At 63.9% G+C, this 21,777-nt stretch carries 17 protein-coding genes; 8 read left to right on the top strand and 9 right to left on the bottom strand.

Going from position 1 to position 21,777, the window contains the following annotated elements:
• Positions 1–43 precede the first annotated feature (43 nt).
• Positions 44–961 (top strand): LysR family transcriptional regulator, encoded by a 918-nt coding sequence (locus YQ44_RS04010; RefSeq protein ID WP_071322280.1) that lies wholly within the window; start codon positions 44–46, stop codon positions 959–961.
• Between the two features lie 127 nt (positions 962–1,088).
• On the opposite strand, the gene YQ44_RS04005 is transcribed toward YQ44_RS04010, so the two are convergent.
• Genes YQ44_RS04005 through YQ44_RS03995 form a run of 3 tightly spaced genes read right to left on the bottom strand, consistent with a single transcriptional unit; the run spans position 1,089 to position 5,370 of the window.
• Positions 1,089–2,528: an efflux transporter outer membrane subunit gene (locus YQ44_RS04005; RefSeq protein ID WP_071326247.1), complete on the bottom strand. Its 1,440-nt coding sequence runs from the start codon at positions 2,526–2,528 to the stop codon at positions 1,089–1,091.
• A gap of 31 nt (positions 2,529–2,559) precedes the next feature.
• Positions 2,560–4,158, bottom strand: coding sequence for a DHA2 family efflux MFS transporter permease subunit (locus YQ44_RS04000; protein WP_071322279.1), 1,599 nt, complete (start codon positions 4,156–4,158; stop codon positions 2,560–2,562).
• A 6-nt stretch (positions 4,159–4,164) separates the two neighbouring features.
• Positions 4,165–5,370 (bottom strand): HlyD family secretion protein, encoded by a 1,206-nt coding sequence (locus YQ44_RS03995; RefSeq protein WP_071322278.1) that lies wholly within the window; start codon positions 5,368–5,370, stop codon positions 4,165–4,167.
• Between the two features lie 147 nt (positions 5,371–5,517).
• On the opposite strand from YQ44_RS03995, the gene YQ44_RS03990 reads away from it, so the two are divergent.
• Positions 5,518–6,234, top strand: coding sequence for a TetR/AcrR family transcriptional regulator (locus YQ44_RS03990; RefSeq protein WP_071322277.1), 717 nt, complete (start codon positions 5,518–5,520; stop codon positions 6,232–6,234).
• 21 nt (positions 6,235–6,255) lie between these two features.
• On the opposite strand, the gene YQ44_RS03985 is transcribed toward YQ44_RS03990, so the two are convergent.
• The 4 genes from YQ44_RS03985 to aceE form a co-directional block, all read right to left on the bottom strand.
• Positions 6,256–7,440, bottom strand: coding sequence for a hypothetical protein (locus tag YQ44_RS03985; RefSeq protein WP_071322276.1), 1,185 nt, complete (start codon positions 7,438–7,440; stop codon positions 6,256–6,258).
• 384 nt (positions 7,441–7,824) lie between these two features.
• Positions 7,825–9,603: a dihydrolipoyl dehydrogenase gene (gene lpdA / locus YQ44_RS03980; protein WP_071322275.1), complete on the bottom strand. Its 1,779-nt coding sequence runs from the start codon at positions 9,601–9,603 to the stop codon at positions 7,825–7,827.
• A gap of 10 nt (positions 9,604–9,613) precedes the next feature.
• Positions 9,614–11,263: a dihydrolipoyllysine-residue acetyltransferase gene (aceF, locus tag YQ44_RS03975; protein ID WP_071322274.1), complete on the bottom strand. Its 1,650-nt coding sequence runs from the start codon at positions 11,261–11,263 to the stop codon at positions 9,614–9,616.
• 94 nt (positions 11,264–11,357) lie between these two features.
• On the bottom strand, positions 11,358–14,054 hold the full coding sequence (aceE, locus tag YQ44_RS03970; protein WP_071322273.1) for a pyruvate dehydrogenase (acetyl-transferring), homodimeric type: 2,697 nt from the start codon (positions 14,052–14,054) through the stop codon (positions 11,358–11,360).
• 318 nt (positions 14,055–14,372) lie between these two features.
• Here aceE and folD point away from each other — a divergent pair, with 318 nt between their 5' ends.
• The 4 genes from folD (at position 14,373) to YQ44_RS03950 (ending at position 18,265) form a co-directional block, all read left to right on the top strand.
• The gene (gene folD / locus YQ44_RS03965; RefSeq protein WP_071322272.1) at positions 14,373–15,218 is read left to right on the top strand and encodes a bifunctional methylenetetrahydrofolate dehydrogenase/methenyltetrahydrofolate cyclohydrolase FolD; all 846 of its coding nucleotides are present in this window, start codon (positions 14,373–14,375) and stop codon (positions 15,216–15,218) included.
• A gap of 154 nt (positions 15,219–15,372) precedes the next feature.
• Positions 15,373–17,448: a M3 family metallopeptidase gene (locus YQ44_RS03960; RefSeq protein WP_071322271.1), complete on the top strand. Its 2,076-nt coding sequence runs from the start codon at positions 15,373–15,375 to the stop codon at positions 17,446–17,448.
• 8 nt (positions 17,449–17,456) lie between these two features.
• Positions 17,457–17,882 (top strand): DNA polymerase III subunit chi, encoded by a 426-nt coding sequence (locus YQ44_RS03955; RefSeq protein ID WP_071322270.1) that lies wholly within the window; start codon positions 17,457–17,459, stop codon positions 17,880–17,882.
• A complete protein-coding gene (locus YQ44_RS03950; protein WP_071322269.1) occupies positions 17,879–18,265 on the top strand; it encodes a hypothetical protein in 387 nt (128 codons plus the stop codon). The genes YQ44_RS03955 and YQ44_RS03950 overlap by 4 nt, the downstream gene beginning before the upstream one ends.
• Before the next feature lie 129 nt (positions 18,266–18,394).
• Here the strand turns inward: YQ44_RS03950 and YQ44_RS28630 are convergent, their stop codons facing one another.
• Positions 18,395–18,598, bottom strand: coding sequence for a hypothetical protein (locus YQ44_RS28630; RefSeq protein ID WP_156894683.1), 204 nt, complete (start codon positions 18,596–18,598; stop codon positions 18,395–18,397).
• A gap of 12 nt (positions 18,599–18,610) precedes the next feature.
• On the opposite strand from YQ44_RS28630, the gene YQ44_RS03945 reads away from it, so the two are divergent.
• On the top strand, positions 18,611–19,753 hold the full coding sequence (locus tag YQ44_RS03945) for a branched-chain amino acid ABC transporter substrate-binding protein (RefSeq protein WP_071322268.1): 1,143 nt from the start codon (positions 18,611–18,613) through the stop codon (positions 19,751–19,753).
• Here YQ44_RS03945 and YQ44_RS03940 read toward each other — a convergent pair.
• Positions 19,746–20,648, bottom strand: a complete 903-nt coding sequence (locus YQ44_RS03940; protein ID WP_071322267.1) for a LysR family transcriptional regulator — start codon at positions 20,646–20,648, stop codon at positions 19,746–19,748. The two genes, YQ44_RS03945 and YQ44_RS03940, sit on opposite strands and share 8 nt — an antisense overlap.
• A gap of 108 nt (positions 20,649–20,756) precedes the next feature.
• Between YQ44_RS03940 and YQ44_RS03935 the strand changes: the two genes are divergently transcribed.
• Complete coding sequence (locus YQ44_RS03935) at positions 20,757–21,767, top strand: NAD-dependent epimerase/dehydratase family protein (protein WP_071322266.1); 1,011 nt, start codon at positions 20,757–20,759, stop codon at positions 21,765–21,767.
• The last annotated feature ends 10 nt before the right edge of the window (positions 21,768–21,777 follow it).

Genomic DNA, 21,777 nt, shown 5'->3' with positions numbered 1-21,777 from the left:
GAATTTACAAGATTACTAACCCATAGTTTGGAATCGAGCGGCCATGGATAAATTGCGCAGCATGGAAATCTTTGTCGCCGTCGTCGACGCGGGCAGTTTCACGTCCGCCGCCGAGGCCTTCCAGATCTCGCCCGTGATGGTGGGCAAGCACATCGCCTATCTGGAAGAGCGGCTCGGCGCGCGGCTGCTGGCGCGCACCACGCGGCGCCAGGCGCTGACGGAAATCGGCGCCCAGTACTGTGAACAGTGCCGGCACATCCTGGCCAGCATCAGCGCCGCCGAACGGGGGGCCGAAGCCATGCGCACGGCGCCGCGCGGCAAGCTGAAGATCACGGCGCCCGTGTCGTTCGGCAGCGAATGCATCGCGCCGCTGATGGCCGACTACCTCGATGCATATCCGGAAGTGAGCCTGGAACTGAACTTGAACGACAGGACGGTGGACCTGGTGGAGGAAGGATTCGATGCGGCCATCCGCATCGGCAAGCTCGAGGATTCGGGCATGGTGGCGCGCGCGCTGCGGCCGTATGCGATGGTGATCTGTGCCGCCCCCGCCTACCTGGCGAAACACGGTACGCCGCGCACGCCGGCGGACCTGGCGCGGCACGAATGCCTGGACTTCATGCAGTGGACGCGCCATGTGCGCTGGCGCCTGGCCAGGAGCGGCGACGACGACCGCAGTCCCGTGCGCGCCAGCCGCTTTCGCTCGAACAATGGCCAGGCGCTGCGCGTGGCGGCGCTGCACGGCTTCGGCATCGTCATGCAGGCGGAAATCCTGATGGCCGCCGATATCGCCGCCGGCACGCTGGTGCCGCTGCTGCCCGACTACGTGCCGACGCCGCGGCCCATGCACCTCGTGTACTCGCGCGACCGCCAGCCGACGCCGAAGCTGACGACCTTCATCGATTTTCTGCTGGAACGCTACGGGCCGGCGGCGACACCGCCACCGGCCACGCTCACGTAACTAGTTGGATGGACTTGCCATGTGTTGCTCATGGTTGACCTTGCGACACCGGAGAAAACCGTAGCGAGCTGCAGCGAGGCTCGCCGGCCGCCAGGCGCGACGCGCGGCAGGTTTTCTCTGGTGTCCTTCAATGCTGCCAGCCGGCGCCCAAGGAACGGGCCACGGCCACCGTCGCCAGCAGGCGCTGGGTCTTGATCTGCGCGGCGGCGCGGTCGGCCGCCAGCGAACTGCGCTGGGCATCCGTGACGTCGAGGTAGGTCGAGATGCCGCGCTCGTAGCGCGTGCGCGCCACCAGGTAGGCGCGCGCCGCCGCTGCCTGCGACAGGGCCTGGGCGTCGCCCTGCAACTGGCGCTGCTCGACGTCGGACAGCGCATCTTCCACTTCGCGCAAGGCCGTCAGCAACTTGGTTTCATGGTTGGCGACAGCCTCCGCGTAGCGCGCCTTGCTCAAGTCCAGGTTGGCCTGGTTGCGGCCGCCGTCGAAGATGGGCAGGGACAGGGCCAGCGGGCCAAAGCTGAACTGGCGCGAACCGCCCTGCGCCAGGTCGCGCAGCTTTTCCGAGGCGTAGCCGAAATTGCCCGTCAATTGCAGCGACGGATAAAACGCGCCTTCGGCCACGCCCACTTGTGCGTTCGCCGCGCGCAAGCCCGCCACGCTGGAAACGAGGTCCGGGCGGTGCGCCACCAGGCTGGCCGGCAGGCCGACGGGAATGGCGGGCGGCAGCGGCAAGGCCGATGGCTCGGCGGCCACCGGCAATTGCAGCGCCGACGGCGGCTTGCCCGTCAGCGTGGCCAGGCTGTTTTCCAGCTGGTTGCGCTGGCGCTTGACTTCATGCAGGTCGGCCTGCGCATTCGACAGTTCGACTTTTGCGCGCGCCAGGTCCAGCTCATTCGTCAAGCCCGCGTTGAAGCGCGCCTCGACCAGTTGCGCCGACTCGCGGCGCGTGTCGAGCGCGCCATTCAGGATCGCCATTTCCGCGTCCAGCCCGCGCAGCTGCCAGTAATTGCTGGCCACTTGCGCCGACAGCATCAGCAGCACGCCGTCGCGGTCGGCCTGCGCCGCCAGCGCCTGCGAATCGGCCGCTTCGACCATGCGTTTTACGCGGCCCAGCAAGTCGACTTCATACGACAGCGAAGCGCCCACGGAAAAATTGTTGCCGCTGATCGAGCGGTTGCCCAGGGCCAGACCCTGCGAGGTATTGGCCGAGGTGCGCGAGTTCGACACACCCGTGCTGAGGTTGACGCTCGGGCCCTGGTTGGCGCGTGCCGTGCCGCTTTGCGCCAGTGCCTGCAGCAGGCGCTCGCCGGCCGCCTTGACGCCGGGATTGTCCTGCAGCGCGCTTTGCTCGAGACGGTTCAGGGTCGCATCGCCGTAGATGCTCCACCATTCCTTGGGCAACTGCGCGGCGTCGGCCGCGCTGGCGCCATGGCGGAAGGTGCCGTTGTCGATGCCGGCGACATTCACCGGGGCCTTGAAATCCTGGCCCACGGTGCCGCAGGCGGACAACGCCACGGCCAGCGAGACGGCCAGCGCGATTTTCGTGATGTTCATAGATGCGGTTTGCATGGTGATTACCTTCTTGTTCTTGAGTGGGCGGTCAATGACCGCCGCCACCGCCACCGGGGGCTTTGAGTTTGTCGGCCAGCCACAGGGGCACGATGCAGGCCAGCAGGATGGCGCCGATGAGGAAGAAGCCATCGTTGTAGGCCATCACATACGCTTCGCGGCGCACGATGCCGTCGATCGCCTGCAAGGCCTGGTTGCCGGCCGTGACGGCGTCATAGCCCTTGGCCATGAACGACGACGTCAGCTGGTCGATGCGCAGCTGCGTGGCGCTGGAAAACACGTTGATCGCTTCGCCCAGGCGCTGCGAGTGGAAATGTTCGCGCGTGCTCAGGGCCGTCGCCAGCAGGGCGATGCCGATCGAGCCGCCCAGGTTGCGCGTCATGTTGAACAGGCTGGAAGCGGATGCCATGTCCTTCGGCGCGATACCCTTCATGGCGAAGTTCGACAGGGTCAGCATGACGAAGGGCTGGCCCAGCGCGCGCACCACCTGCGACCACAGCAGCTGGTCGTAGCCGGTGGAAGCGTCCATGTAGGCATTCATCATGCACGAGCCGCCGAACAGCAGCAGGCCGAACGAGCACAGGATGCGGTTGTCCACCTTCGACGACAGCTTGGCGACAAACGGCATGATGAACAGCTGCGGCAAGCCCACCCACATGATGACTTCACCGATCTGCATCGGCGAGTAGCCGGCGATCTGGCCGAGGAACAGCGGCAGCAGGAAGGCCGAGCCGTACAGGCCCATGCCCGTCACGGCCGACAGCACGGTGGCAACGAGGAAATTACGCTGGCCGTACAGGGCCAGGTTGACGAACGGCTCGGCGCGCGTGGCGCTGGTGACGACCCAGCCGAGGATGCCCGTCAGGGCCAGCGCGGCGAAGGCGATGATGAAGCCCGAGTCGAACCAGTCCTTCGAATTGCCCTCTTCGAGGAAAATCGTCAGGCAGCCCAGGCCCAGGGCCATGAAGAAGATGCCGAGCCAGTCGGCCTTCCAGAACAGCTTCAGGTTCGTCGGCTCGCGGTCCAGGCCATAGATCATGCCGACGATCAGCAGCACGCCCGGCACCCAGTTGATGTAGAAGATCGAGGGCCAGCCATACAGCTCGCTCAGATAGCCGCCCAGGGTCGGGCCCATGGCCGGCGCCAGGGTGGCCGTCAGGCCGAAGATGGCCATGCCGACGGCGCGCTTCGAGGCGGGCAGCTTGAGCATCACCAGCGTGAACGCCATCGGGATCAGCGCACCGCCCGTAAACCCTTGCAGCATGCGGAAGACGATCATGCTTTCCAGGTTCCACGCCGCCCCGCACAGGGTCGAGAACAGCAGGAAGAAAGCGGTGGTGCCGATCATGTAGGTACGCAGGCCGAACACGCGCGCCAGCAGCGCGGTGAGGGGAATGACGATGATTTCCGCCACCAGGTAGGCCGTGGAAATCCACGAACCCTCTTCCTGGGTGGCCGACAGCGAGCCAAGGATATCCTTGAGCGAGGAGTTGGTGATCTGGATGTCGAGCACCGCCATGAAGGCGCCCAGCATGCCGGCGGCGACCGCCAGCCAGGTGCGTCCGGAGACTTTTTCGTCGATCACGGGAAACGCCGGCGGCTTCGCCAGCGTGGTGGAGGGGCTGCTCATGACAACTTAGCGGGCGGTGGTCTGGGCGGCTGGCGCGGCGGCGTGGCGCGCGGCCGCGTCCTGAGCTTGAGGCGACTCGGGCTGGTTCACTTCCACTTCGGCGATCACCGACATGCCCGGCACCAGGCGGCCGTTCATGGCCTTGATGTCGGCCGGCTGGAAGACGATCTTCACCGGCACGCGCTGGACGATCTTGGTGAAGTTGCCGGTCGCGTTATCGGCTGGCAGCAGCGCGAATTGCGCGCCCGACGCGGGGGCGAAGCTGTCGACCGTGCCCACCAGTTTCTTGCCTGGCATGGCGTCGATGGTCACGTGCACGCTCTGGCCGCGGTGCAGGTCGGCCAGTTGCGTTTCCTTGAAGTTGGCCGTGACCCAGACGTTGTCCTGCACGATGGCCGTCAATTGCTGGCCGGGCTGCACGCGCATGCCCGTTTCCACGTTGCGCTTGCCGATGCGGCCGGCGACGGGCGCCAGGATGCGGTTGTATTGCAGCTGCTGCTCGGCATCCTTCAACTGCACGCGCAGCACGGCCACCTGGGCCTTGGCCACGTCGCGCGCGGCCTGGGCGGCGCCGATCTGCGCCTTGGCGGCCACGGCGCTGTCGCGGCGGGCGGCCAGGTCGGCCACGGCGCCCGAGCGGGCAGCGTTGGCCGCGTCGAGTTCCGCCTTCGAGACGGCTTTCATCTGGCTCGTGTACAGCTGGCCAAAGCGTTCGGCGTCCTGTTTGGCGCGCAGCAGCTGGGCGTCGGCTTGCGCCACCTGCGCCTGGGCGGCGCTGGCCTGCGCCTGCACTTGCGCGATCTGCGCATCGGCTTGCAGCACCTGCTGCTCGGCGCTGGCGATTTGCGCGGCGATCTGTTCGGTCTTCACGCGCTGGTCGAACGGGTCGAGTTCGGCGATCACGTCGCCCTCTTTCACCAATTGGTTGTCATCGATGAAGACCTTGCTGACGACGCCGGAAATGCGCGCCGAGACGGGATGCACGTGGCCGGAAACGTAGGCGTTTTCCGTTTCGACGAAATAATGGCTGCGGTACCACATGCGCGCGCCGGCGCCCAGGGCGACCAGGACGATCAGGCCGGCGATGATCTTCACGCGATGGTTGGGCGGGGTGGAGCTGGCAGATGCGGCGGGCGCGGACGGTGCGGCCGGGGCCGCGAGTGGGACGGCGCTAAGCACTTTTTGTTCTGCTTGGCCAGGCTGATTCGACATACTGCGCTCCGGAAATGAAATGATATCTGTTCATTATTGGACAAAGAAAAGCCAAAGTCAAGAAATGAAACGATTGCATTTCATTTTAATTTGCACTACAGTGTGAGCCATCACTCACCTTCCAACCTTATAAAAGAGACCCCGAGCATGCCAGATCCCGGCCTCAGCGATACCTTGCCTACCGACAACAATACCGACAATGCCCAGGAGCTCAGCTGCTGCGGCAAGCCGGCCGGACGCCCGCGCGCGGCCGACATGGAGGCGCGCATGGAAAACCTGCTGCATGCGGCCGGTTGCCTGTTCCTGGAAAAAGGGTATGGGAAAGTGAGCCTGGAAATGATCGCGCGCGAAGCCCATGTGGCCGTGCGCACGATTTATGTGAAGTTCGGCGGCAAGTCGGGATTGTTCAATGCCGTGGTGGAACAACGCCGCGCCGCCTATTTCTCCACCATGCCGGCGCTGGAAACGGATATGCGGCCCCTGCCCACCATCCTCGGCGAGTTCGGCCTGCTGTTCGTGCAACTGGTCACCATGCCGGCAGCCATCCGCCTGAATCGCATGGTGGTGGCCGAGGCGGCCACGCACCCGGAACTGGCGGAAACGTTTTACAAGGTGGGACCGGGACAGACGCGCGAGATGCTGACCAAGTTTTTCAGCCGTCCCGATATTGCGCCGCTGTTTCGCGAGGAATTGACGGCCCCCATGCTGGCCTTGCACCTGCTCAATTGCCTGCTCGGCGACCAGATGTCGCGCCTGCTGTTTCCACCGCAGGCGCAACCGGATGTGGCGCAATTGCGCGGCAAGGTGGCCGTCAGTCTCGACCTGTTCCTGCACGGCACCTTGCGCAAGCAGCCGGCGGCCTGAAGCTAACAGCCAGAGACGGCGTCAGCCAGGGCGGCTGCAGTCTTCCTGCATGCTCGCCTGCACCGGGCCAGCCTCGATGCGTTCGCCGCTCAGGCCCAGCGCGCGCAGGAATGGCTGGGCTGCCGACGTGCCATCAAAGCTGAGTGAGGACTCACTGCCATCATAGCGATCTGGGCCGTAGCGCATCAGGTCGAACGAGGTTTCAAAGCGCTGCGCCAGGAAATAGGTGCGGAAATAATCGAAGGCGAACGCCACCTGGCCATCGGCGCGCAATAGCAAGCCGTGCGCATACAGGGGCGCCAGCCACTCCCCGGTCGCCATGCTCCAGCCCTTCACGCCACAGTAATCGCTGGCGAAGCGTTCCAGTTCGGCCTGCCCCAGGAACAGGGTCTTGGCTTCGAACATCACGAACGCCAGCTCGATCAGGAATTCGCGCGCGGCCACCGCGTCGTCCGACGGCCCCTGGTGCGGCAAGCCCGCCTTGCCCAGCAAGCCCTCGAGATAGAGGCGCTCGCCGGCCAGTTGCGGCAGCAGCGTGGCAAACACATACTCGGCATCCATCTGCCCCGTTTCGTGGCCATTCGGCGTGTACAGCACCGACAGGGCGAAGTTCTTGCTCACTTCATCGAACTCGCGCAGGGCCACCGTCCACTGCGTGCCTGGCGCGTCGCCATCGGCCGCATCGCTGCCGAATTCCAACACAGCAAAAGCCGCCATCTGGCCATGCGAACCGTAGAGACTGCCAGGATTACTCTTGAACAAGATCCCAAGCGAACGCATCAACGAACTGGCGTCGCCCGTATGCTGGTGGCCGTGGAACACGGCGTGGATGTTCTTGTAGCGCGCGCGCTGTTCCGCGCTGGCATGCTCGTCGGCGGAAAAAAAGCTGAAGCCCGCGTTGCCCAGCGTGGTCGCGGCGACGCCCTGCACGCGGCTGCCCGGCACCAGATAAAAGCGCGCACCTGGCTGGCTGGCCGCCTGCAGCAGGGGGCGCAGGAAATATTCGTAGACATACACGGGCGTCGTGCCGGCACAGGCGTCAGGCGCCACCAGCTGGCCCGTGAAGAAAATGGCGTCGATCTGCTTGCCCGCCGCCAGGATGGCGGCCACGTCCTGGTACAAGGCGTGCAGCATCACGGCTTGCTCTTGCTCATCGGCCCGGCGCAAGCGGACATCGGAAATATGCAGGGCGGTAAATTTTTTCATTGTTGCAAAGCTTTCTCAGTACAGCCGAACTTGACCGGACACTGGCAACGTTCAGGGAAAAATCACACCCCCCCTGGGCAAGCGCGAGCGAAACATGGTTACAGTCCCCCATTTTGCCACTTTTTCCATACGGCAATACTCACCAATTTTCACATGCAGCCCATCTCTCCTGTATCGGCTGCGCTTTACGTGACTGAAGTCAACGAAAATAAAAAAACCGGAAGCATGTCCCGGTATTTTCAGTACTGAAAGTTAATTTTCTGTCAGCGCTTGCGCGATGGCGCAAGTCGGCGCGCCCTGAATCGGGTCGGCAGCCAGCAGACCACAATAAAAAAGCCCCGCAATCGCTTGCGGGGCTTTTCAGCTTATAGCAGCATCAAGCAATCAGCGCTTGCGCGGCGGCGGCAAGTCCGTGCACACGCCTTCGTACACCTCTGCGGCCATGCCGATCGACTCGCCCAGGGTCGGGTGAGGATGGATGGTCTTGCCGATGTCGGTGCCGTCGCAGCCCATTTCGATGGCCAGCGCGATTTCGCCGATCATGTCGCCCGCATGCGTGCCGACGATGGTGCCGCCGATGATGCGGTGCGTTTCGGCGTCGAACAGCAGCTTGGTGAAGCCTTCGGCGCGGCCATTGGCCACGGCGCGGCCCGATGCGGCCCACGGGAAGTGGCCCTTCTCGACCTTGATGCCCTTGGCTTTCGCTTCGTCTTCCGTGATGCCGGCCCATGCCACTTCCGGATCCGTGTAGGCGACCGACGGGATCACCTTGACGTCGAAGTGCGACTTCTGGCCGGAAGCCGCTTCGGCGGCCACGTGGGCTTCATGCACGGCCTTGTGCGCCAGCATCGGCTGGCCCACCAGGTCGCCGATGGCGAAGATGTTCGGCACGTTGGTGCGCATCTGGCTGTCGACTTCGATGAAGCCACGCTCGGTAACCGTCACGCCGGCCTTGTCGGCGGCGATCTTCTTGCCGTTCGGGCTGCGGCCCACGGCGACGAGCACCAGGTCGTAGATCTGCGGCGCCGGCGCCGTGGCGCCCGCTTCAGCCGCTTCAAACGTGACCTTGATGCCTTCCGGCAGCGCCTCGACGGCCACCGTCTTGGTCTTGGTCATGATGTTGTCGAAGCGTTTTTCATTGAACTTCTGCCACACCTTGACGGCGTCGCGGTCGGCGCCCTGCATCAGGCCATCCATCATTTCGACCACGTCGATGCGCGCACCGAAGGTCGAATACACGGTGGCCATTTCCAGGCCGATGATGCCGCCGCCGATGACCAGCATGCGTTTCGGGATCTGGCGCAATTCCAGCGCACCGGTCGAGTCGACGATGCGCGGGTCTTCCGGCACGAATGGCAGTTTCACCACGGAGGAACCGGCGGCGATGATGGCCTGCTTGAACTGCACGACTTTCTTCGTGCCGTCGCCTGCCGTCACCTCGATGTGGTTGGCGCTGAGGAACTGGCCCACGCCCGTCACCACTTGCGTCTTGCGCGCCTTGGCCATGCCGGCCAGGCCGCCCGTCATGTTCGAAATGACGCCTTCCTTGTACTTGCGTACCTGGTCGATGTCGATGGTCGGCTTGGCGAACGTCACGCCCGTATTCGACATGTGCGCCGTTTCGTCGATGACGGACGCCACGTGCAGCAGCGCCTTCGACGGGATGCAGCCCACGTTCAGGCACACGCCGCCCAGGGTGGCGTAGCGCTCGACGATGACCGTCGACATGCCCAGGTCGGCCGCGCGGAACGCTGCCGAGTAGCCGCCAGGACCGCCGCCCAGCACCATCATGTCGACGTCGATGTCGACCTGGCCGCTGTAATTGCCGGCCGGGATGGCGGCAACGGCTGCCGGTGCCGCCGCCGGGGCAGCCGCAGCGGCCGCAGGTGCAGGCGCAGCCGCTGGAGCGGCAGCTGCCGCGCCTTCAGTCGCTTCCACCACCAGCAGCGCGCTGCCTTCGGCGATCTTGTCGCCGACCTTGACCTTGACTTCCTTGACGACGCCCGCGTGGGTCGACGGAATCTCCATGCTGGCCTTGTCCGATTCGACCGTGATCAGGGACTGGTCCACCTTGATGGTGTCGCCGACCTTGACCATCAGTTCGATGACTTCGACTTCCTTGAAGTCGCCGATATTCGGTACTTTTACCTCTACTGTGCTCATCAATCGCTCCTTACAGCAGAATTTTGCGCATGTCGGCCAGGACTTCGCCGAGGTACACGGAGAATCGCGCGCCCATCGCGCCATCGACCACGCGGTGGTCGTAGGACAGCGAGGTGCCCATCATCAGGCGAGGCTGGAAGGCCTTGCCATCCCATACCGGCTTGATCGAGGCTTTCGACAGGCCCAGGATGGCCACTTCCGGCGCGTTGACGATAGGCGTGAAGTGCGTGCCGCCGATGCCGCCCAGGGACGAGATCGTGAAGCTGGCGCCCTGCATGTCGGCCGGTTTCAGCTTGCCTTCGCGCGCCTGCAGCGACAGTTCCGTCATTTCGCGGGCGATCTGCGAGACCGACTTCTGGTCCGCGCCCTTGATCACGGGCACCACCAGGCCGTTCGGCGTGTCGGCCGCGAAGCCGATGTTGTAGTACTGCTTGAGGATCAGGTTCTCGCCCTTGGCGTCGAGGGACGCGTTAAACGCGGGGAATTTCTTCAGCGCGGCGACCGATGCCTTGATGACGAAAGCCAGCATGGTCAGCTTGGCCGCATCCTTGTTCTTCGCATTGGCGGCGTTGGTGTCGACGCGGAACGCTTCCAGGTCCGTCACGTCCGCTTCGTCGAACTGCGTGACGTGCGGGATCATGACCCAGTTGCGGTGCAGGTTCGGGCCCGAGATTTTCTTGATGCGCGACAGCGGCAGCAATTCGGTCGTGCCGAACTTGCTGAAGTCCAGCGACGGCCATGGCAGCAAGTCCAGGCCCACGCCGGAACCGGCCTTGGCGACCGGTGCATTTGGCGCGGCAACGGCGCCCGACATCACACCCTTGACGAAGTTCTGCACGTCTTCCTGGGTGATGCGGCCCTTCGGACCGGAACCGCCCACGCGGGTCAGGTCCACGCCCAGTTCGCGCGCGAACTTGCGGATCGATGGCGACGCGTGCGCCAGCTTGCCGTTGGCGGCAGGCGCGGCGGCGGCAGCTGGAGCAGCAGCAGGCGCCGAAGCGACGGCGGCGGCGGCCGGTGCGGCGGCAGCTTGCGCGGCGGGTGCTGGTGCAGCGGCGGCAGGCGCGGCGCCAGCGGTCGTTTCAACGACCAGCACCAGCGAACCCTTGGCAACCTTGTCGCCGACCTTGACTTTCAATTCCTTGACGATACCGGCGTGGCTCGATGGAATTTCCATGCTGGCCTTGTCCGACTCGACCGTCAGCAGCGACTGGTCGACCTTGATGGCGTCACCCACCTTGACCATCAGCTCGATGACTTCGACTTCCTTGAAGTCGCCGATATCGGGCACGGTCACTTCCACCAGGGCCGGCGCGCCGGAAGCGGCCGGCGCTGGCGCGGCCGCAGGGGCGGCGGCTGGCGCAGGAGCGGCGGCAGCGGGTGCAGGGGCGGCGGCGGCAGGCGCTGGCGCCGACGCGTCGTCCGCCACTTCCAGCAGCAGGACCAGCGAACCTTCGGCGATCTTGTCGCCCACGTTGACTTTCAATTCCTTGACGACACCGGCGTGGCTCGATGGAATTTCCATGCTGGCCTTGTCCGATTCGACCGTGATCAGGGACTGGTCGACCTTGACCGTGTCGCCTGGCTTGACCATCAGTTCAATGATCTCGACTTCCTTGAAATCGCCGATATCCGGGACTTTGACTTCCACAATGCTCATAGCTTGCTCCGTTATTTTATTTGTCAGATGGACCCGCACACACGCCAGGGCGGCACTTTCGCACCGCCCTGGCGTCATCGGGTCCGCACAACGATTACTGGGTCACCGGATTCGGTTTGTTGGCGTCGATGCCGTACTTGGCGATCGCCTGCTCCACCACCGACACGTCGATCTTGCCTTCGTCGGCCAGCGATTTGAGCGCGGCCACGGTGACATAATAACGGTTCACTTCGAAGAACTCGCGCAGTTTGGCGCGGCTGTCCGAGCGGCCAAAGCCATCGGTGCCCAACACTTTATAAGTGCGGCCCTTCGGCATGAAGGCGCGGATCTGTTCTGCAAACGCGCGCATGTAGTCGGTCGTGGCGACGATCGGGCCGTCCGTGTCCTGCATCAGCGACGTCACGTACGGCACGCGCTGCTCTTTCGACGGGTTGACCATGTTCCAGCGTTCCGCATCCTGGCCATCGCGGGCCACCAGGGTCAGCGAAGGCGCCGACCACACGTCCGCGGCCACGCCCCAGTCGTTGGCAAGCAGTTCGGCGGCGAAGATCGATTCGCGCAGGATGGTGCCGCAACCGATCAGCTGTACGCGCAGCTTGGCGGACTTGTCGCCTTCCTGCAGCTTGTACATGCCTTTCAGGATGCCTTCTTCCTGGCCTGGCTTGATGCCTGGCTGGGCGTAGTTCTCGTTCATGATCGTGATGTAGTAGAACACATCTTCCTGGTTGGCGATCATGCGGCGCAGGCCGTCCTGGATGATGACAGCGACTTCATGGCTAAAGGTCGGATCGTACGGCATGCAGGTCGGGATGGTCGCGGCAAAGATATGGCTGTGGCCATCTTCGTGCTGCAAGCCTTCGCCGTTCAGCGTCGTGCGGCCGGCCGTGCCGCCCATCAGGAAGCCACGGGCGCGCATGTCGGCCGAAGCCCACACCTGGTCGCCGATGCGCTGGAAGCCGAACATCGAGTAGAAGGTGTAGAACGGGATCATGATGCGGTCGTTGGTCGAATACGACGTCGCCGCGGCGATCCACGAGCTCATGCCGCCCGCTTCGTTGATGCCCTCTTGCAGGATCTGGCCGGCCTTGTCTTCGCGGTAGTACATGACCTGGTCCTTGTCGACCGGCTCGTACAACTGGCCTTTCGGGTTGTAGATGCCGATCTGGCGGAACAGGCCTTCCATGCCGAAGGTACGCGATTCATCGACCAGGATAGGCACGACGCGCTGGCCCAGGTTCGGGTCTTTCAGCAGGGTCGAGATGACGCGCACGAATGCTTGCGTGGTCGAGATTTCACGGCCTTCAGGCGTTGCTTCCAGCACGTTCTTGAACGCGTCCAGGCCAGGCACCGGCAGGGTTTCTTCCGCTTTCTGGCGGCGCTGCGGCAAGTAGCCACCCAGGGCCTTGCGGCGCTCGTGCAGGTAGACCATTTCCGGCGCATCGTCGGCCGGCTTGAAGAACGGGATCTCGGCCAGCTTGTCGTCCGGGATCGGCAGCGAGAAGCGGTCGCGCATTTCGCGGATGGCTTCGTCGTCCAGTTTTTTCGTCTGGTGCGCCGTGTTGCGCGCTTCGCCGGACTTGCCCATGCCGTAGCCCTTGATGGTTTTCACCAGCAGGACGGTCGGCTGGCCCTTGTGTTCCTGGGCGATCTTGAACGCCGCGTAGATCTTGTGCGGATCGTGGCCGCCACGGGTCAGGCGCCAGATGTCGTCGTCCGTCATGTTGGCAACCATTTCCAGCAGCTTCGGATGCTTGCCGAAGAAGTGCTTGCGCACGTAGGCGCCATCTTTCGCCTTGTAGTTCTGGTACTCGCCGTCGACGGTTTCCATCATCACGCGCTGCAGGATGCCTTCCTTGTCTTGCGCCAGCAGGGCGTCCCAGCCCGGGCCCCAGATGACCTTGACGACGTTCCAGCCGGCGCCGCGGAATTCGCCTTCCAGTTCCTGGATGATCTTGGTGTTGCCGCGCACAGGGCCGTCCAGGCGCTGCAGGTTGCAGTTGACCACGATGACGAGGTTGTCGAGCATGTCGCGCGCGGCCAGGCCGATCGCACCCAGCGATTCCGGCTCGTCCATCTCGCCGTCGCCGCAGAAGGCCCAGACCTTGCGGTTGTCGGTCTTGGCGATGCCGCGTGCGTGCAGGTATTTCAGGAAGCGTGCCTGGTAGATCGCCATGTGCGGGCCCAGGCCCATCGACACGGTCGGGAACTGCCAGAAGTCAGGCATCAGTTTCGGATGCGGGTACGAGGACAGGCCCTTGCCGTCGACTTCCTTGCGGAAGTTCAGCATTTGCTCTTCCGTCAGGCGGCCTTCGAGGAAGGCGCGCGCATACACGCCCGGCGAGGAGTGGCCCTGGATGTACAGCAGGTCGCCGCCGTGGTCGGCCGTTGGCGCGTGCCAGAAGTGGTTGAAGCCGATGCCCAGCATGTTCGCCAGCGAAGCGAACGAGGACAGGTGGCCGCCGAGGTCGCCGTCGGCGCGGTTGGCCTTGACCACCATGGCCATGGCGTTCCAGCGCATCCACGAGCGCAGGCGCTCTTCGTATTCGAGGTTGCCGGGACAGTGTGCTTCTTGTTTGGTGGGAATGGTATTGACGTAGGCGGTGGTGCTGGAGAACGGGATCTGGGCGCCGCGGCGGCGGGCCAGGTCGACCAGGCGTTCCATCAGGTAATGCGCGCGTTCCGGACCTTCATTTTCCAGCACGGCTTCGAGCGCGTCCAGCCACTCCTTGGTTTCCTGCATATCCGGGTCGGTGCCGATCTGTGTCGTTACCTGGTTCAGTTGAGCTGACATCTGTTGAGTCTCCTTTGTGATCGCCCCACCCCGATTTTCCGGATCGCTGTCGGACGGTATTTCGCTGATTATTTACTATTAAGTTGGATTAGTGTGGGGATTCTAACAGCGTATTTAGTATTTTTCAAATTACGATATAGCATTCCACATCATGAAATCACCCTATGAATTTTATGCTGCACTGCCGCAAATTCCAGGCAGAAATGAATGTGATGAAAGCGGTAAACAAAGCAGTAAAGCGACGGCAAAAACGCCGGCCGGCAGCCGGCGGCTTTATAATCTGTCTTTTCCCTCCCACCAGCTCTCAGCCTCCCTACCATGCCAGCACAACTGATCGACGGAATCGCCCTCTCCCAAAAACTGCGCAGCGAGATCGCCACGCGCGCCGCCGCCCTCACTGCCAAGGGCACCCAGCCCGGTCTGGCCGTGATCCTCGTCGGCGAAGACCCGGCCAGCCAGGTGTATGTCCGCAACAAGGTCAAGGCATGCGGCGACGTGGGTTTCCACTCGGTGCTGGAGAAATATGAAGCGGACCTGTCCGAAGCGGACTTGCTGGCACGCATCGCCAGCCTGAACGCCGACCCAGCCATCCATGGCATCCTCGTGCAAATGCCCTTGCCCAAGCACATCAACCCGCACAAGGTCATCGAAGCGATCGCCACCACGAAGGACGTGGACGGCTATTCCGTCCTCAGCGCCGGCGAACTGATGACGGGCTTGCCCGGCTTCCGCCCCTGCACGCCGTACGGCTGCATGAAACTGATCGAAAGCACGGGCGTGGACTTGCGCGGCAAGCACGCCGTCGTCATCGGCCGCAGCAACACCGTCGGCAAGCCGATGGCCCTGCTGCTCTTGCAAGCGAACGCTACCGTCACCATCTGCCATAGTGCAACGCCGGACCTGGGCCTGTACACGCGCCAGGCGGACATCGTCGTGGCCGCCGTCGGCCGCCGCAATACGCTGACGGCCGACATGGTCAAGCCGGGCGCCATCGTCATCGACGTGGGCATGAACCGCGACGATGACGGCAAGCTGTGCGGCGACGTGGATTTTGCCGGCATCAAGGAAGTCGCCTCGCACATCACGCCCGTGCCGGGTGGCGTGGGTCCGATGACGATCACGATGTTGCTGATGAATACGGTCGAAGCGGCGGAACGCATTTAAAGAGGCGCACCCGGGAAAATGTCCATGGCCGTGTTGCCGTGCCTCGCCGTACTATTCGTACTGCTTTCGGCGCCGCGCATGGCCTGAACATTTTTCAGGTGTTCTAGAATCCAGGCGGCGTTGCCGCCTGAAGATATATATACAGGATTAGCTGATGACAACCGACAACCCCTTGCTGGACTTCTCCGGACTGCCACGCTTCGATGCGATTACCGCCGAGCACGTTGCACCGGCCATCGACACCCTGCTGGCCAAGGCGCGCGCCACCGTGGCGCACTTGGCGGCACCGGAGACGGCCGTCAGCTGGGATAGTTTTGTTGCACCGCAAGATGAGATCAGCGAGACCCTGGGCCGCGCCTGGGGCATCGTCAGCCACCTGAGCAATGTTGTAGATACGCCCGAATTGCGCGCCGCCTTCAATGAAAGTCAGCCGAAGGTGACGGAATTCTGGACCGAACTGGGCCAGAACGAGGCGCTGTTCGCCAAATTCAAGCAATTGCAGGACAGCGCCGAGTTCGCGACCCTGTCGCCGGCGCGCAAGACCATCGTCGAACACGCGATCCGCGGCTTCCGCCTGGGCGGCGCCGAGCTGCCGGAAGAGAAAAAAGAGCGCTTCGGCGCCATCCAGGAAGAGCACGCCGCCGTTTCCACGCGCTTTTCCGAAAACGTCCTCGACGCCACCAATGACTACAAGCTGCTGGTAAGCGACGAGCTGGAGCTGGCCGGCGTGCCCGACGACGTGAAGCAGGCGGCCCGCACGGCCGCCGCGAAGGATGGCAAGGACGGCTACCAGTTCACCCTGCACTTCCCCTCGTTCTACCCGATCCTGCAATTTGCCGACCGGCGCAGCCTGCGCGAAACGATCTACCGCGCCAACGTCACCAAGGCATCGGAACTCGGTGATGGCTTCAGCCGGAAAGACGAATGGGATAATGGACAGAATATCGTCACTTTGCTGAAGTTGCGCGACGAAGAAGCCAAGATGCTCGGTTATAAAAACTTCGCCGAAGTGTCGCTGGTGCCGAAGATGGCGCAGAGCCCGGAACAGGTCATTGCCTTCCTGGAAGACCTGGCCCGCCGCGCGCGTCCGTACGCGGAACAGGACCTGGCCGAGCTGCGCACGTTCGCGAAAGACGAGCTGGGCCTCGATACCCTGGAAGCGTGGGACGTACCTTACGCCTCGGAAAAGCTGCAGGAGCGCCGCTATGCGTTCTCGGCACAGGAAGTAAAACAGTATTTCCCTGAACACCAGGTCGTCGATGGCCTGTTCCGCCTCGTGCAGACCTTGTTCTCCGTGCATATCGTGCCGGATACGGCCAGCACCTGGCACCCGTCCGTGCGCTTCTACCGCATCGAACGCGACGGCGAACTGGTGGGCCAGTTCTACCTGGACCTGTATGCGCGCGCCGGCAAGGGTGGCGGCGCATGGATGGACGACGCGCGCGGACGCCGCCTGCACAACGGCAAGCTGCAAACGCCCGTCGCTTATCTGACCTGCAACTTCACGGAACCAGCCTTGATCGACGGCCAACTGCAGCCATCGCTGTTTACGCACGATGAAGTCATCACCCTCTTCCACGAATTCGGCCACGGCTTGCACCACATGCTGACGCAGGTGGATGAGATCAGCGTGTCGGGCATTGCCGGGGTGGAATGGGATGCCGTGGAACTGCCGTCGCAATTCATGGAAAACTTCTGCTGGGAATGGGATGTGCTGCAGCACATGACTGCCCACGTGACGACGGGCGCGCCGTTGCCGCGCGCCCTGTACGACAAGATGCTGGCGGCGAAAAACTTCCAGTCCGGCATGCAGACCCTGCGCCACGTGGAATTCTCGCTGCACGATATGCACTTGCACTACGATTACAACCCGTTCGGCACGCAAAGCGTGCAAGACGTGATCGACACGGTGCGCCGCAAGTTCGCCGTGCTGATCCCGCCCGCCTACAACCGCTTCCAGAACGCGTTCGGCCACATCTTCGCCGGCGGCTATGCGGCAGGCTACTACAGCTACAAATGGGCGGAAGTGCTGTCCGCCGACGCCTATGCGGCCTTCGAGGAGGCGGCGGCCCTGACGGGCGGCGTGGTTTCCGCGGAAACGGGCAAGCGCTTCCAGCAGGAAATCCTGGCCGTCGGCGGCTCGCGTCCGGCGCTGGCATCGTTCACGGCCTTCCGCGGCCGCGAACCTTCGATCGACGCCCTGCTGCGCCACAGCGGCATGGCAGCCTGAGCCACGCCATGAGCCGCGTCGATTTTCACAGCAACGTGCCGGACAAGCTGGCCTATGCCTGCCGCCTGGCGCGCAAGGCCTATATGGCCGGCAACAAGGTGGTCGTGCTGGCGGCCGATGGCGCCCAGCTCGACGCCTTGAACACGGCCATGTGGACGTTTTCCGCCACGGATTTCCTGCCCCACGTGCTGGCCGGCGATCCGCTGGCGCCGCAGACACCCATCATCCTGACCGATGACGAGGCGGCCGAGCTGCCGCATCACGACATCCTCGTCAACCTGTCGCAGCTGCCGCCCGCCAACTATGCGCAGTTCCAGCGCGTCTTCGAGATCGTGTCTTCCGACGAACAGGATGCGCAGGCGGGCCGCCAGCGCTTCCTCCACTATCGCCAGCAAGACGTGCAACCGACGCACTTCGTGGCGGGCAAGACATGAACCGGCCGCCATTCGACCAGGGCATCCCCCTGCTGACGGAAGTGCTGCTGGGGCCGGAAGTGCCGGCGCCGCCACCGCCAGCAGCGCCGGCGCCGGCTGTGGCCGTCGTCGCGGAAGCGCCACCGGCGTTGCCGCCCAGCTTGGCGCAGCCCGACTGGGACGCCATCGAACAGCGCCTAACGCAGCGCATCTTGCATCAAGTCCAGGGCAAGATCGATCATCTGCTCGAAGAGCGCATCGCCCACGTCTTGCAGACGGCGCTGCAAAATGCCCTGATCGGCATGCGCGGCGCCCTGCGCGAAGACTTGCAGCAATCGCTGGAACAGATCGTGGCGCATGCCGTCAGCCATGAGCTGGGACATCTGCACCCACCTGCGCCCTAGGACTCCCGCCAAAACCTGCGGCGCGGCGCCCCGTCCTTGCGTACGGTTGCGCTTCTTGCCTCCTTTCGTCCGCTCGCGGCGCTTTTGTCAGGCATGGCCAGTTTCCGGGCCTTTGGGGGCCACCTTCTCCTACACCCATCTTCCTTCCAACGCCACTCTTTGGTGCGCTCGCGCCAGCGAAATCGGTGCATCGCGCCTCACTTTGGTGATTGTTACGACAAAATGTAAAAAGCCCGAAAAGCGGCTTTGCGCGGCCTGTTTTTTGTTGTACCTTTCTTCACACGTACCGCCATCGAAGCGGTTTTCACGAGACGCCGCCGTATCTTTATCCATTGGAGAATGTTTATGCTGCTCAAGACCAAAGTCCTTCCACTCGCCGTCGCCCTTGCCTTTGCCGGCCATGCGGGCGCGCAGGAAATCATCAAGATAGGCCACGTCGCCCCGGTCTCTGGCGCCAGCTCCCACCTGGGCAAGGATAATGAAAACGCGGCCAAGATGGCCATCGAGGACTTGAACGCCAAAGGCTTCAAGATCGACGGCAAAGCCGTCAAGTTCGTGTTGGTTCCCGAAGATGACGCAGCCGATCCGAAGCAGGGCACGGCCGTGGCGCAAAAGCTGGTCGACGCCAAGGTCAACGGCGTGGTCGGCCACCTGAATTCCGGCACGACGATACCCGCCTCGCGCATTTACTTCAATGCCGGCATTCCGCAGATTTCGCCGGCCGCCACCAACCCCACCTACACGCAGCAAAAGTTCAATACGGCCTTCCGCGTGGTCGCCAATGACAACAAGCTGGGCGGCACCCTGGGCGCGTATGCCGTGGGCAAGCTGCAAGCAAAGAAAATCGCCGTCATCGACGACCGCACGGCCTACGGCCAGGGCGTGGCGGAACAGTTCGTCAAAGGGGCGAAGAAAGCCTTGCCCGGCGTGCAAATCGTCGGCAAGGAGTTTACCAATGCCAATGCGACCGACTTCAACGCCATTCTCACCAGCATCAAATCCAAGAACCCGGACCTGATCTTCTTCGGCGGCATGGATTCCGTGGGCGGCCCCATGCTGCGCCAGATGAAGGCGCTGGGCATCAAGGCCAAGTTCATGGGCGGCGACGGCCTGTGCACGGAGCCGCTGGGCAAACTGGCGGGCGACGCCGTCGGCGAAAACATGGTCACCTGCGCGGAAGCGGGCGGCGTGACGGGCGAGCAGCAAAAAGGCATGGACGATTTCCGCGCCCGCTACAAGCAGAAATACAATATGGAAGTGCAGCTGTACGCGCCGTATGTGTACGATGCCGTGATGACCATGGCGACCGCCATGGCCGACGCGAAGTCGTCGAAACCGTCCGTCTATCTGCCCTTCCTGGCCAAGGTCAAGTACCAGGGCGTGACGGGGCCGATTGCGTTTGACGCCAACGGTGACATCAAGGATGGCGCGCTGACCTTGTTTACATATCGCGATGGCAAGAAAACCAAGATGGAAGTAGTCAAGTAAGCGGCTGTTCCGCCACGTAAGCGAGCAAGCCTTCGACCAGCGCGTCGAAGGTGGCGCGGCAGCGCAGGCTGCCGCGCAAGTCTTCATGCATGGTCACCCACGTCTCCATCGGCAGCGCAAACGCCTGCGGCAACACGCGCCGCAAGGCGGGATCGCGCGCCGCCAGTCCCGCCTGGCACACGCCGATGCCGGCGCCCGCGCGTATCAGGGCCAGCTGCGCCAGGTCGCTGTCGCAGCGCCAGGCAAAATGCTCGCGTGAAAAATCCTTGAACACGGCGCCCGCATTGCGCACGAAAGGGCTTGCCTCGTCGTAGCCGATGACGGCATGGCGCGCCAGGTCAGCCAGGTCCAGCGGCGCGCCGCGGCGCGCCAGGTAGTCCGCGTGCGCATGCAAGCCCAGTTCGATATCGCCCACCTTGCGCGCCAGCAGCTGTTCCTGGCGCGGCCGCACCATGCGCACGGCGATATCGGCCTCGCGGCGCAGCAAATCCTGCACCTTGTTACTCAACACCAGTTCCACGGTCAGGCCCGGATGGCGCTCGCGCAAGCGGGCCAGTATCGGCGGTAAGACTTCCACGCCCACCACCTCGCTGGCCGAGATGCGCACGACGCCGGCCACGCCCTGCCCCTGGCTGCTGGCGGCGCGCTCCATCAGGGCGGCCGTCTGCGCCATCGCTTCCGCATGCGGGCGCAGGGCCAGCGCCACTTCCGTGGGCAGCAAGCCTGTCTGGGAACGGGTGAACAGGGTCACGCCCAGCGCCTGCTCGAGCGCGCCGATATGCCGGCCGACCGTGGGCTGCGTGATGGCCAGCGCCCGCGCGGCACCCGACAGCGAACCATGGCTGAGCACGGCCAGCAGCGAGCGGTAGTATTCCCAGGCGATCGCCGGATTCATGGATGAAGTTTTGTCATACATAAATGTATAGCCTGTCAGCGATGCTCGTCAATTCCCAATTAGCCCTGCGCGGCAGATACTGACGCCATCAACCACAAGGAGGACAGCATGGACAAGACGGCATTGGTACTGGGCGCCACGGGCGGCATCGGCGGCGAGATGGTGCGCCAGCTGGTGGGCGCAGGCTGGCAGGTGCGCGCCCTGGCGCGGGGCGAGACGCCGTCGCCACGCGGCGACGCCATCGAATGGCTGCGCGGCGACGCCCTGTCGCGCGCGGACGTGCTGGCGGCAGCGAAAGGCTGCGCCGTCATCGTGCATGCCGTCAATCCGCCCGGCTACCGGCACTGGGGCCAGCTGGTACTGCCCATGCTCGACAACACGATCGCCGCGGCGATTGCCGAAAACGCCACCATCGTATTGCCCGGCACCGTGTATAACTTTGGCCCCGACGCCTTTCCGGCAACGGGGGAATTACTGGCGGAAGACGCGCCGCAGCACCCGCGCACGCGCAAGGGCGCCATCCGCGTGGAACTGGAGGCGCGGCTGGAGGCAGCCAGCACGCAGGGCGCGCGCGTGCTGATCGTGCGCGCGGGCGATTTTTTCGGCCCCCGCGCCGGCAACAACTGGTTTTCGCAAGGCCTCGTGAAACCGGGCCAGCCCGTGCGCACGGTGCTGTATCCGGGCGCGCCGGGCATCGGCCACCAGTGGTCCTACCTGCCCGACGTGGCGCGCACGATGCTGCAGCTGCTGGCCATGCGCGACACCCTGCCCGCGTTTGCGCGCTTTCACATGGCCGGACACCGGGACCACGATGGCCGGCAAATGACGGCGGCGATTGCCCGCGTGGTGGAGCAGGCGACGGGAGCTGCGCCCGCCATCTGGCGTTTTCCCTGGTGGCTGGTGACCCTGGCATCGCCATTCGTGGCGACCCTGCGCGAAATGCGCGAGATGCGCTATTTATGGCAAACGCCGCTGCAGATGGACAATGCGCGCCTGCTGGCCGTGCTGGGCCAGGAAGCGCATACGCCGCTGGCCGAGGCGGTCAGGGCGACGCTGGAAGGCATGGGCAACTTGAAGGCGGCAGGCAAAAAAAACGCGCCGGGATTGCCGGCGCGCTGATATCGGGTAG

Origin of the sequence: Janthinobacterium sp. 1_2014MBL_MicDiv (genome assembly GCF_001865675.1) — a bacterium.
Taxonomy (GTDB): Bacteria; Pseudomonadota; Gammaproteobacteria; order Burkholderiales; family Burkholderiaceae_D; genus Janthinobacterium.
This window is presented reverse-complemented; position numbering and strand designations above follow the sequence as displayed.